Consider the following 12036-nt stretch of genomic DNA (forward strand, 5'->3'; position numbering starts at 1 on the left):
CCGGCGCGCGGGGTGCCCGAAGTTCACCCTCTGTTCCCATCGCCGCGGGCTAGTCTCGAGAGAGTTGCCCGCGGCGATCGGAACGAAGAGGAAGTGAGCCCCGATGACGGAATCGGCAGAACTGAAAGATGCGGAGTGGGCGCGGAATCTGCCCGAAGGTCTCCGATCTCAGGTGCCGACTCTCGCTGCCGTGTACTTCCGGCACGTCGACCGCGGCGACAGCGAGAGCGCCGTCAACGGGGCCTCGGGTGTCGTGCTCGGCGCGCACCTGACGCTGGCCCTGCAACGCCCACCCGAGCGGGCCGTCACCCGCGTCTACCGTCCCGGCGACGGGCACGAACTCGGTGCGTCCCTGCAGATCGTCAACGATGACATGCCGCTGCTCGTCGAATCGATCACCGCGTTGCTGAACCGCCTCGGCATCGGAATCAGCGAATTCGTCCATCCGATCATTTCGGTCCGGCGCGATCCGATCGGCGCACTGCGCGAAATCCTCATGGGAGACAAGGCCAAGGATGCCGACGGAGACGGCATCTCCGAATCGTGGATTCACGTCCAACTCGACCCGCGTACCGACTCCGCGGTTCTCGACACGCTCGAGAAGGAAGTCGGCACCGTCCTCGGCGACGTGCGCCAGGTGGTCCGGGACACCGACATCATGCGCAAACTGGAGCGGACGCTCGCCGACGAACTCGAGGCGTCCGCGCCGCGTCCCGGTGTGTCCAAGGAAGACCTCGAGGACTGCGCCGATCTGCTGCGGTGGATGTCGCAGGGCAACTATGCGGCCCTCGGGTACCGGCGCTTCCAGCTGGGGGAGCCGGACGGTTCCGGGGCCCGGAGTCTGCAGGTGGTGCCGGGCAGCGGTCTCGGACTGCTGCGCTCCGACACCGTGACCGAAGGCCCGCTGAGTCTGCCCCCGGCCGCCGAGATCCCCGACCGGCCCCTGCTCGTGTTGACGCAGGGCTCGTTCCCCGCGACCGTGCACCGGGCGGTCTACCCGTTTTTCGTCGGCGTCAGCATCCTCGACGAGGACGGCAACATCACCGGTGAGCACCGCTTCCTCGGCGTGTTCACCGTCACGGCGCTGCACGAGAACGTCCTCGACATTCCCGTGATCGCCCGGCGGGTCCGCAAGGTGATCGAGCGGGCCGGGTTCCAGTTGAACTCGTATTCGGGTCAGGCGATGCTGGAGGTCATCCAGTCGTTCCCCCGCACCGAGCTGTTCTCGAGCGATGCGGACACGCTGTACGACACGGTGACCGCCGTGCACAGCATCGGGCTCCGGCGCCAGGTGCGCCTGTTCGTGCGCGAGGACTTCCTCGGTCGTTTCGTCTCCTGCCTGATCTATCTTCCCCGCGATCGGTACACCACTCGGGTCCGGCTCGCCATGCAGGACATCCTGCTGCGGGAATTCGGCGGCGGCACATTGGAATACACGGCGCGCGTCACCGAGTCCGACCTCGCTCTGCTGCACGTGACGATCCGCAAGAGCGCCGGACAGGCGGGGGCGAAACTCAACCTGTCGGACGCCGATCGCGAACGGGTGCAGGCGATGCTGGCCGAGGCGAGCCGCAGCTGGGACGACCATCTCGGCGACCTCCTCCCGGTCACCACGGATGTGGATCCCGTTCTGGCGCAGCGTTATGCCGCCGTTCTGCCCGAGGGGTACAAGGAAGATTTCGACGCCGCGCGCGCGTTGTCCGACCTCGCGAGGCTGGAGGCCCTCGCGGAGGGGTCGATCGACCTGCTGCTCTACCGCGACCGCGGGGCAGAGGTCGGGCGCTGGCGGTTCACCCTCTACGTCGGGGGTGACGGCATCTCCCTCAGCCAGGTGCTCCCGGTGCTGCAGAGTCTGGGGGTGGAGGTTCTCGACGAGCGGCCCTACCTGATTCCCCGTCCCGACGGGATGAACTGCTGGATCTACGATTTCGGATTGTCGGTGCCCGCGGAATTGCTCCGCTCCTCGGTGGAAGACGACCTGGACGCGGAACTCGCCGCCGAGGAGGCGTCCGCTGCCGAGCCGAAGCTGCAGGAACGGTTCACGGATGCGTTCACGGCGGTGTGGTTCGGGCGGGCGGAGGCCGACCGTTTCAACGAACTGATCCTGCGGGCGGGCATGTCGTGGCGTCAGGCGGTGATTCTGCGGGCCTACACGAAGTACCTGCGTCAGGCGGGATTTCCCTACAGCCAGTTCCACATCGAGGGGGTCGCGCTGGCCAACCCTCGTTCGGCGTGCACCCTGGTCGAGTTGTTCGAGGCGATGTTCGACCCGGAGACGCCCTCGCCCGACCGGGTGTCCGAGCTCGAAGCCCGCCTCAAGGAGTACATCGACTCCGTGGTCAGCCTCGATGCGGACCGCATCCTGCGTGGTCTGTTCGGGCTGATCAAATCGACTCTGCGGACCAACTATTTCGTCATCGGCGCGACCGGGGACCCGCAGACCTACCTGTCGATCAAGCTCGATCCCCAATCGATCCAGGAATTGCCGAAGCCGCGGCCGAAGTTTGAGATCTTCGTCTACTCGCCCGACGTCGAGGGTGTGCACCTGCGGTTCGGGTCCGTCGCTCGCGGCGGACTGCGCTGGTCGGATCGGCGCGAGGATTTCCGCACCGAGATCCTGGGGCTGGCGAAGGCTCAGGCCGTGAAGAACGCGGTGATCGTCCCGGTCGGGGCGAAGGGCGGTTTCGTCGTCAAGAATCCGCCGACACCGTCGGGGGATGCGGCGGCCGATCGCGCGGCCGCGCTCGAGGCCGGCCAGGACTGCTACCGCACGTTCATCTCCGGGCTCCTCGATCTCACCGACAACGTCGATCAGGCATCGGGGGAGATCGTGCCGCCTGCCCGGGTGGTGCGGTTGGACGGCGACGACCGGTACCTGGTCGTGGCCGCGGACAAGGGCACCGCGAAATTCTCCGATCTCGCCAATTCGGTTGCGGAACAGTACAAGTTCTGGCTCGGGGACGCGTTCGCCTCCGGTGGCTCGGCCGGATACGACCACAAGGAGATGGGCATCACCGCGCGCGGTGCCTGGGAAAGCGTGAAACGGCATTTCCGCGAGATGGGGATCGACACCCAGGCCGAGGACTTCACCGTGGTCGGTGTCGGCGACATGAGCGGCGACGTCTTCGGCAACGGCATGCTCCTGAGCCGGCACATCCGGTTGGTCGCCGCGTTCGATCACCGGCACATCTTCCTCGATCCGGACCCCGACGCGGCGCGGTCCTTCGAGGAGCGCTCGCGGATGTTCGCACTGCCGCGGTCGTCGTGGGCCGACTACGACACCGCCCTGATCAGCGAGGGCGGGGGAGTGTGGGACCGCACCCGCAAATCGGTCCCGATCAGCGCCGCCGCACGCTCGGCGCTCGGGCTCGACGACATGATCACCGAGATGTCGCCGCCGGAACTGGTCCGGGCGATCCTGCATGCCCCGGTGGATCTGCTGTGGAACGGCGGGATCGGTACCTACGTCAAGGCGTCCACCGAGACCAATGCGATGGTGGGCGACAAGAGCAATGACGCGGTGCGCGTCGACGGCAACGACGTGCGGGCCCGGGTGGTCGGCGAAGGCGGCAACCTCGGGGTCACCCCGCTCGGCCGCATCGAGTACAGCCAGAACGGTGGCCGGATCAACACCGACGCGATCGACAACTCGGCGGGCGTCGACTGCTCCGATCACGAGGTGAACATCAAGATCCTGCTGGATTCGCTGGTGAGCAGCGGCGGGTTGCCGAGGGAGGAGCGTAATCCGCTGCTGGCGTCGATGACGGACGAGGTGGCGCACCTGGTGCTCGCGAACAACATCGCGCAGAACGATCTGCTCGGCGTCTCGCGTACCAGCGCGGTGCCGATGCTGAGCGTGCATCGCCGCCAGATCGAGCACCTGGTGTCGCGCCGCGGCCTCGACCGCAAGCTGGAGGCACTGCCCACCGAGGACGAGATCGCGCGCCGCAGGCAGGCGGGGCAGGGCTTGACCTCTCCGGAACTGGCAACACTCACCGCGCACGTGAAACTCGCGCTCAAGGACGATCTCCTCGCGACGGATCTCCCGGACAGCGAGACGTTCGCGCCGCGGCTGCCGCGATACTTCCCGACCGGACTGCGCAAGCGGTTCCGCACGGCGATCAAGGCGCATCCCCTGCGCAGGCAGATCGTGGCGACGATGCTTGCGAACGAGACCATCGACAATGGCGGCATCACCTTCGCCTATCGATTGGCCGACGAGGCGGGTGCGAGCAGCACCGACGCGATCCGCGCGTACGCCGCGGTCACCGAGATCTTCGCCCTGCCCGACCTGTGGTCGAGGATCCGGTCGGCGAACATCGCGGCAGACCTCGAGGACGAGCTGATCCTCGAATCCGGCCGGGTCCTGGACCGCGCGTCCCGGTGGTTGCTGACCAACCGGCCGCAGCCCCTCGCGGTGGGCGCGGAGATCGCCCGGTACTCGGCGGATTTCCGGGCGCTCTCGCCGCGGGTGCCCCAGCTGGTCAGGGGGCATCAGCTCGCCGACGTGGAGAACCGGGCGCGGCCGCTCGTGACTCGCGGGGCCCCCGAGGACCTCGCCTTCGAAGTCTTCCGGCTGCTGGACAAGTTCTGCCTGCTCGACATCATCGACGTCGCCGACATCGCCGAGCGTGACATCGACGAAGTGGCGGAGCTGTACTACGAACTCGACGCCCACCTCGGTGTCGACTGGCTGCTGAGCGCGGTGTCGACCCTGGCACGCGGTGACCGCTGGCACTCGCTGGCCCGCCTCGCGTTGCGCGACGACCTCTACAGTTCGCTGCGCCAGCTCACCATGGAAGTGCTGATGGGCGGTGAACCGCACGAGACCCCGCAGGAGAAGATCGACGACTGGGAATCGACGAACGCGTCCCGGCTGGCCAGGGCGAGGTCCGCTCTCACCGAAATTTTCGAGTCTGGGACCCTTGACCTCGCGACGCTCTCGGTGGCGGCGCGTCAGGTACGCAGCATGGTGCGAGGTGTGGGCACCCGATCGGAGGTATGACGTTGAGCGAGGGTTTTCACGCGGAGGTCGAAGTTCGCTGGTCGGACATGGACGTCTTCCAGCACATCAACCACGCTCGGATGGTGACGTTGCTGGAAGAGGCGCGGATTCCCTGGCTCTTCGAGGACGATCGGCCCACCGTCACCCTGCGTGACGGCGCGGTCATCGCGGATCTCCACGTGCGCTACCGCGGGCAGCTCCGGCACAGCGATTCACCGCTCGACGTCCTGATGTGGGTGGAGAAGGTCCGGGCCGTCGATTTCACGATCGGCTACGAGGTCCGCCCCAAGGGTGTCGACGTCTCGGTCGCGCCGTCCATCGTCGCGTCGACACAGATCGCGGCGTTCGACATCGACACCCAGAGGCTGCGCAGGATCACCGACGTCGAGCGTGCGTATCTGGAGAGCTGGCAGCGTGCATGAGCGCGTCCTGTCGATCCCGGACGCGACGGAGCGTGGTGATCTCGCCACGTTCCTCACCCGCGTGGTCCGGTTGGACGAGTCCGCGGTGGTCCGTTTTCGGCAGCGCGGCGCCGGACGCCTGACAGTCTGGGCGGCAACGGGTTTCGACGCGCTGGCGGTGCGCACGGTCGCGGGGACGATCACCCCGGACGACACATCGGCGGCCGGCGACCAACTGCTCGCCGCGCTCGACGCGGCGACGACCGCCGACATCGACCCCGGGTTCTCGATGGATTCGGCGTGGCGGGGCGCGCTTCCGCCGACGGAGGGTTTCGTTCACGTCGACGACGTCCCCGCGCGCGTGCTCGTCGACCTCGCCCAGCGCGGTGCGGCACTGGCGCAGGAGCACGGCAGCAGCCACGGCCCGCCCGCCTCGCTTCTCGACCAGGAAGTGCTGCAGGTGCACGGCGCGGAGCAGTCGGTCGGCATCCCGATGCGGGTGGTGTTCGCGCTCACCGCGATGGGGTTCGTTCCGCAGGCGGGTTCGGATCGGCTGACCGCCGACCTCGACCCCGAGCGGATCGACGCCTCCGAACTGGTCCGGGTCCGGGCCACGGGGTCGTGGTTGCGGGTGGATGCCCGATTCGGTTCGATCTACCGGCACCGCGGCGGCGGGATCCCGTTGTCGGTGGCCCGTAGCGGGTCGTCAGCCGGCCCGTAATGTGCTGGTGGCCAGAACGGCAAGTGACGCGACGACGGCCGCCATGCCCAGCCCCGCGACCACGGTCAGCTGCTCACCGAGCACCACGGTGCCGAGGAGCGCTGCGACCACCGGCTCGGTGAGCGTGAGGGTCGCGACCGTCGCGGGCGGCAGCCGCCGCAGCCCGGCGGCGAACAGCAGATACGCCAGCACCGTCGGGACGATCGCCAGGTATGCGGCGGCGGCCGCGCCCGCTCCGGTGTCGAGCCCGCCGGGCCAGGTGGCGACGAGGACGGGGATCAGGAACAGACCCCCGAGACCGAACATCTGCCCCATCACGGCCTCGGGGCTCGCGCCCGCCGTCAGCAGTGACGACCCCGCCACCGTGTAGGCGGCGTACCCGAGACCGGCGATCAGCGCGGGCAGTGCGCCCGCCGGCACCCCGGACGCGTCGGAGCCCTCGGTGGTGCCCGCCACGATCAACCCCATCCCGGCGACCGCGATGACGGTCGAGACGGCCCACACCGGACCGGGCCGCCGGCGATGCACCACCCACTGCAGGGCGCCGGTGAACGCGGGGCCCGAGCCCAGCGCGATCATCGTGCCCGCCGCCACCCCGGCGCTCTGCACACCGGTGAAGAATCCGAGCTGGTAGGCCGCGACCCCGATCCCGCCCCACACTGCGGGTGCATACCCGCGGAACCCGGAGCGGGCACCGAATCCGAGACCCCCGCGCACCGCCGCGAACGCGGCGAGAAGCGCACCCGCCGCCACGACCCGCACCGAGCCGACGGCCAGCGGGTCGAGATCGTATCCGAGTGAGCGGGACGCGAGCGCCTGCGCGGTTCCCGTCGTGGCGAACAGGATCGAGGCCGCGACGACCGCCGCGACCGCGGGAGTCCGGGTCAGATGAGCCACGCAGCCGCGTTCGGCGGGAGCTGTCCCTCGATCAGCGGGGCGCTGCTCAGCAGCACCTCACCCGGCGGCAGGGAGATCGGCGTTCCGGTGGCGTTGAGGGCGCAGATCAGGCCGCCGCGTCTGCGGAAGGCGAAGCACCCGGCGGGGCTGCCGTACCAGTCGACGCCGGGACCGGAGAATTCCGGCCGGAACGAGCGCAGTTCGAGCGCGGCCCGATACAGCGAGAGCGTCGACGTGACGTCCTCGAGCTGCGCCTCGACGGTGAGCCGCGACCAGTCCGGTGGCATCGGCAACCACGGCTCGCCCGTGCTGAATCCGAACGGGGGCGCGGCGCCCTCCCACGGCAGGGGGACGCGGCATCCGTCGCGGCCGCGTTCGGTGTGATCGGACCGTTCCCACACCGGATCCTGCAACGCCGAATCGGGCAGGTCGACGTTGGGCAGGCCGAGTTCGGCGCCGTTGTACAGGAACGCTGCTCCGGGTAGTGCCAGTTCGACCAGTGCCATCGCCCGGGCGCGTGCGGTGCCGATCTCGCCGCCCCCGTACCGCGTGACTTCCCGTTCCACGTCGTGGTTGGACAGGGTCCAGGTGGGGGTGCCGCCCACCTGGTCGACGGCGGTGAGGGAATTCTCGATGGCTTCCAGCACGGACTCCGCCGAGAACTCGGCCTCCGCCAGCCGGAAGTTGAACCCGAGGTGCAGTTCGTCGGGCCGGATGTACTCGCCGAAGCGTTCGTTGTCGCGAACCCAGATCTCGCCGACGGCCATAGTGCCCGGGTACTCGTCGAGGACCTTGCGGATGCCGCGGTGGATGTCGTGGACCGCGGGATTGTCGAACCGCGGATCGTCGTCCGAGTTCTGCAGAAGTTCGTTGGCGGACCAGTCGTGGTCCGGCAGCCCCGCCGGCTTGGCCATGCCGTGTGCTACGTCGATGCGGAATCCGTCGACACCCCGGTCCAGCCAGAACCGGAGCGTCTTCGTGAGATCCTCGACGACCTCCGGGTTGTCCCAGTTCAGGTCGGGTTGCTCTGTCGCGAAGATGTGCAGGTACCACTGGCCGGGCGTGCCGTCGGCCTCCGTGATCCGCGTCCACGCCGGACCGCCGAAGATGCTCGGCCAGTTGTTGGGCGGCTCCGTGCCGTCCGTGCCGCGGCCGTCGCGGAAGATGTACCGGTCCCGTTCCGGGCTGCCGGGCGGCGATGCGAGTGCGGCCCGGAACCATTCGTGCTCGACGCTGGTGTGGTTGGGCACCAGGTCCATCGTCACCTTGATCTGGCGTGCGTGCGCGGCCTCGATCAGTGCATCCATCGCCTCGAGGTCACCGAAAAGCGGATCGATGTCGCGCGGATCGGACACGTCGTAACCGTGATCGGCCATCGGTGAACGCATGACCGGGCTCAGCCACAGGGCGTCGACGCCGAGGAGTTCGAGGTAGCCCAATTTGTCCCGCACGCCGTGAAGGTCGCCGACGCCGTCACCGTTCGCGTCGGCGAACGAGCGGGGATAGATCTGGTAGAAGACGGCGTCGGACCACCAGGGTGCCGGCGAGGTGTCGTCGGCGGGCGTTTCGGCGGGAGTGCTCACAAACGCCCATCGTGCCAAACGATCGTCCGCATCACGACTCGACCGGCGGAATCGGCGTGGGGCAGTTCAGAACGCCGAGTTCACCATCGACGCCGCCGCCATGTCCATGTACTCGGTGAGGGCCTTGCGGTGGGCGTCGTCGAGGGTGTCGGAGTCGATCGACGCGATGGCCGTGTGCATGCACCGCAGCCAGGCGTCCCGCTCGATCGGTCCGATCGTGAACGGCTGGTGGCGTAGGCGGAGCCGGGGGTGGCCGCGCTCGTCCGAATAGGTGTGCGGTCCACCCCAGTACTGCTCGAGGAACATTCGCATCCGGCGCTCGGCCGGACCCAGGTCCTCTTCCGGATAGAGGGGCCGCACGATGTCGTCCTTGGCGACTTCCTCGTAGAAGCGCGCGGTGAGTTTGCGGAACGTCTCCGCTCCGCCCACCGCCTCGTAGAAGGTCTGCTGCACGTCAGTCATGGCGCCTTCCATTGTGCACGTGTGGGCGCGAACGGTCTCCGTCACCGTCTGTTCACCGAATGGCCTGCATTTTTGTCGGAAATGAAGGTGCACGAGCAGTCGATTCATGGTCCACTTGGTGGCAATCTCCCGGAGGTCGCATGAAGAATCGACACAGCGCCCGCGCGCACCGACAACTCGTGCCCACTGATGCCCGGGGTGCCGGGGTTTCAGGGGCGTTTGCTTTACAAGTGATCTCGGAAGGCTCCGCGCGCAGCGCAGAGCCTTCTTTCCCGGGCGAGAATGCGGTTCCGCTCTGGATCAAGCGCCGGGTGCTTCTCCTGAATGTCACCTACGAGCCGCTCACCGCCCTTCCTGCCCGCCGCGCCGTGGTGTTGATGACCTGCGGCAAGGCCGATACCGTCCACGAGGATCCGCAGGCGCCGGTGGTCCACTCCGAGCAGTGGTCCGTGCAGGTACCGTCCGTGATCCGCCTTCGGAACTACGTCCGCGTCCCGTATCGCGCCCGCGTTCCGATGACTCGCGCAGCCCTCATGCATCGCGACCGGTTCCGCTGCGCCTACTGCGGTTCCAAGGCGGAGACCGTCGACCACGTCGTTCCCCGCAGCCGCGGCGGCGAGCACTCGTGGGAGAACTGCGTGGCCTGCTGCGCACCCTGCAACCACCGCAAGGCGGACAAGTTGCTGAGCGAACTGGGCTGGACGCTCCGGGCGTCGCTGGTGCCTCCGTCGGGCCCGCACTGGCGACTGCTCGCGTCCACCAAGGACCTCCACCCGTCGTGGATGCCCTACCTCGGTGAAGGCGCCGCCTGAGCGTTCCGCGCGTCCGCTTCGCGAAGTTCGGCCCTGACGCTTCCCTTCGTACGGTTCTGGGCTACCGTTTGCGTTGTGAGCATTCTCGAGACAGTGCTGATATTCGTAGGAATTCCGGCGTTGATCACCGCCTTCTTCGCGGGGATGTCGTTCGTCGGCAAGAAGACGCCGGGCCCCGTGCCGCCCGCGTTCCACCTCGGCGAGGAATGGACGCATGCGCCGGTGCTGTGGAGCGCCGTCGACGAGGTGACCACGCACGGTCACCACGGCGGCCATCACGACGCGCACGCCGGTTCGGCAGACCTGATTGGAGGCTCGGCAAGTGGCAAGTGGTGACCTGATCCCCGCCTCCGCGGTATCCGCGGAGAACCTGCCCGTGGGCAGTGTCGTGACGGCCAGTGGCCGCATCTCGGGCGTGCACCGTGTCGGTGAGCCGTTCGTCGACGACCTGCCGTTCACGACGGATGAGCTCGTTCGCCTCGACGACGCCCTCACCGAAGGCACCCGCGCCACGAAGGTGCGTTTCAACGCGTACGTCGGCGACCTCGGCGCCGACACCGCGGCGGGTGCGGACGCGCTGTTCCCGACGACTCCCGAGGCGGAGCGTTCCGTCCTCATCGCGGTGTCGCCCAACCAGCGGACGGTCGAGATCCGCAGCGGCAGGGCCGTGGCTCACCGGGTCACCGACCGGGTCGCCCAGCTCGGTGCCACGGCGGCTGTCTCGTCGTTCGGTGACGGAGACCTGATCGACGGTCTCGTGAGCGCCATCCGCGTGATGAGCGCGGCAATCGCCTCGCCGTAAGAAACCCGCACAGATCAGCGCCCGCGCGGCCCGATCCGGTTCAGTCCTGCTGAACCGGATCGGGCCGCCGGTGGTTTCGGTGGAAACCGTACTCGACTTCTGTCGGTGGTCGATGCGAACATATGTTCGTGTCCGATTCCACGCGCCCGCGCATCTCGAGTGGCGCCGACGCGACCATCCTGCACGCCGACCTCGACGCCTTCTACGCGTCGGTGGAGCAGCGGGACGATCCCAGCCTGCGCGGGGTGCCGGTGATCGTCGGGGGTGGTGTCGTGCTGGCCGCGAGCTACGAAGCCAAGGCCTACGGGGTGCGCACGGCGAGCAGCGGTGCGCAGGCCTTGCGCCTGTGCCCGCACGCGGTCGTGGTGCGTCCGCGGATGTCGGCGTACGCGGCCGCCAGCAAGGCGGTGTTCGAGGTCTTCGGCCGGACGACGCCCCTGGTGGAGGGTCTGTCGATCGACGAAGCGTTCCTCGACGTGGCGGGGCTGCGCAAGATCGCGGGCGCCCCGGTGGACATCGCGGCCCGCCTGCGCCGCGACGTGCGCGAGCAGGTGGGGTTGCCGATCACGGTCGGAGTCGCGAGAACGAAGTTCCTCGCCAAGGTGGCGAGCGCGGTGGGCAAACCCGACGGACTGCTGCACGTACCGCCGGACCGCGAGATCGAGTTCCTCCACCCGCTGCCGGTCGAACGGCTGTGGGGAGTCGGGGCCGTGACGTCGGTCAAGCTGCGCGACGCCGGAATCGCCACGGTCGGCCAGCTCGCCCACTATCCGGAAGAGCTGCTCGTCTCCGTCGTCGGGCCTGCCGCGGGTCATCATCTCCACGCTCTCGCGTGGGCACGCGACCCGCGGCCGGTGCAGGTGGGACGCAGGCGACGATCCGTCGGCGCGCAGCACGCCCTGGGGCGGAGGCCGAAATCGCGGGAGGATGTGGACGCCGCCCTGGTGACCTTGGTCGACCGGGTGGCGGGCCGGCTGCGCCGCGGCGAGCGGGTGGGACGCACGGTGGTGCTCCGCCTGCGTTTCGACGACTTCACCCGGGTCACGCGGTCGCACACCCTCGCGCAGCCGTCGGCGCAGACGCAGACGATCCTCACAACGGCCCGGGGCCTGCTGAGCACGGCGTGGCCGATGATCGAATCCAAGGGCGTCACCCTGGTAGGGATCGCGGTGGCGAACCTCGAGGACGACTGCCCGCAACAGCTGGCGCTGCCGTTCGATCCGTACACGAGCAGCACTCTCGACACCACGCTCGACAGCGTCCGCGACCGCTTCGGCTCCTCGGCCGTCACCCGTGCAGTGCTGCTGGGCCGGGACCCGGGCGTGACGGTGCCGATCCTGCCGGATTAGCCCG

10 protein-coding genes are annotated in these 12036 nt (G+C 68.5%); 7 read left to right on the forward strand and 3 right to left on the reverse strand.

Going from position 1 to position 12036, the window contains the following annotated elements:
- The first annotated feature begins 103 nt into the window (after positions 1-103).
- The 3 genes from H0B43_RS29615 to H0B43_RS29625 are packed head-to-tail and all read left to right on the forward strand — an operon-like array spanning position 104 to position 6127.
- The gene (locus H0B43_RS29615) at positions 104-5005 is read left to right on the forward strand and encodes an NAD-glutamate dehydrogenase (RefSeq protein WP_185724681.1); all 4902 of its coding nucleotides are present in this window, start codon (positions 104-106) and stop codon (positions 5003-5005) included.
- On the forward strand, positions 5002-5427 hold the full coding sequence (locus H0B43_RS29620; protein WP_073360318.1) for a thioesterase family protein: 426 nt from the start codon (positions 5002-5004) through the stop codon (positions 5425-5427). The genes H0B43_RS29615 and H0B43_RS29620 overlap by 4 nt, the downstream gene beginning before the upstream one ends.
- Complete coding sequence (locus H0B43_RS29625) at positions 5420-6127, forward strand: hypothetical protein (protein WP_185724680.1); 708 nt, start codon at positions 5420-5422, stop codon at positions 6125-6127. Before H0B43_RS29620 ends, H0B43_RS29625 begins: the two co-directional genes overlap by 8 nt.
- Here the strand turns inward: H0B43_RS29625 and H0B43_RS29630 are convergent.
- The 3 genes from H0B43_RS29630 to H0B43_RS29640 all read right to left on the reverse strand — a co-directional run bounded on the left by H0B43_RS29630 (position 6113) and on the right by H0B43_RS29640 (position 9069).
- Complete coding sequence (locus H0B43_RS29630; protein ID WP_185724679.1) at positions 6113-7024, reverse strand: DMT family transporter; 912 nt, start codon at positions 7022-7024, stop codon at positions 6113-6115. The two genes, H0B43_RS29625 and H0B43_RS29630, sit on opposite strands and share 15 nt — an antisense overlap.
- On the reverse strand, positions 7012-8607 hold the full coding sequence (locus H0B43_RS29635; protein ID WP_185724678.1) for a glycoside hydrolase family 13 protein: 1596 nt from the start codon (positions 8605-8607) through the stop codon (positions 7012-7014). Before H0B43_RS29635 ends, H0B43_RS29630 begins: the two co-directional genes overlap by 13 nt.
- Positions 8608-8673: 66 nt before the next feature.
- Positions 8674-9069 (reverse strand): globin, encoded by a 396-nt coding sequence (locus H0B43_RS29640; protein ID WP_213015273.1) that lies wholly within the window; start codon positions 9067-9069, stop codon positions 8674-8676.
- A gap of 140 nt (positions 9070-9209) precedes the next feature.
- Between H0B43_RS29640 and H0B43_RS29645 the strand changes: the two genes are divergently transcribed.
- The 4 genes from H0B43_RS29645 to dinB all read left to right on the forward strand — a co-directional run bounded on the left by H0B43_RS29645 (position 9210) and on the right by dinB (position 12032).
- Complete coding sequence (locus tag H0B43_RS29645; protein WP_185724677.1) at positions 9210-9881, forward strand: HNH endonuclease; 672 nt, start codon at positions 9210-9212, stop codon at positions 9879-9881.
- A gap of 75 nt (positions 9882-9956) precedes the next feature.
- Positions 9957-10217, forward strand: coding sequence for a hypothetical protein (locus H0B43_RS41875; protein WP_073360330.1), 261 nt, complete (start codon positions 9957-9959; stop codon positions 10215-10217).
- A complete protein-coding gene (locus tag H0B43_RS29655; RefSeq protein ID WP_185724676.1) occupies positions 10204-10683 on the forward strand; it encodes a DUF5130 family protein in 480 nt (159 codons plus the stop codon). The genes H0B43_RS41875 and H0B43_RS29655 overlap by 14 nt, the downstream gene beginning before the upstream one ends.
- Positions 10684-10805: 122 nt before the next feature.
- A complete protein-coding gene (gene dinB / locus H0B43_RS29660; protein WP_185724675.1) occupies positions 10806-12032 on the forward strand; it encodes a DNA polymerase IV in 1227 nt (408 codons plus the stop codon).
- Positions 12033-12036: the final 4 nt, after the last annotated feature.

Origin of the sequence: Rhodococcus sp. 4CII, assembly GCF_014256275.1 — a bacterium.
GTDB lineage: Bacteria > Actinomycetota > Actinomycetes > Mycobacteriales > Mycobacteriaceae > Rhodococcus_F > Rhodococcus_F wratislaviensis_A.

Coding starts and splice junctions, on each gene's coding strand:
- H0B43_RS29615 (WP_185724681.1), top strand. CDS start 104: ATGACGGAATCGGCAGAACTGAAAGATGCGGAGTGGGCGCGGAATCTG.
- H0B43_RS29645 (WP_185724677.1), top strand. CDS start 9,210: ATGAAGAATCGACACAGCGCCCGCGCGCACCGACAACTCGTGCCCACT.
- H0B43_RS29640 (WP_213015273.1), bottom strand. CDS start 9,069: ATGACTGACGTGCAGCAGACCTTCTACGAGGCGGTGGGCGGAGCGGAG.
- dinB (WP_185724675.1), top strand. CDS start 10,806: ATGTTCGTGTCCGATTCCACGCGCCCGCGCATCTCGAGTGGCGCCGAC.
- H0B43_RS29620 (WP_073360318.1), top strand. CDS start 5,002: ATGACGTTGAGCGAGGGTTTTCACGCGGAGGTCGAAGTTCGCTGGTCG.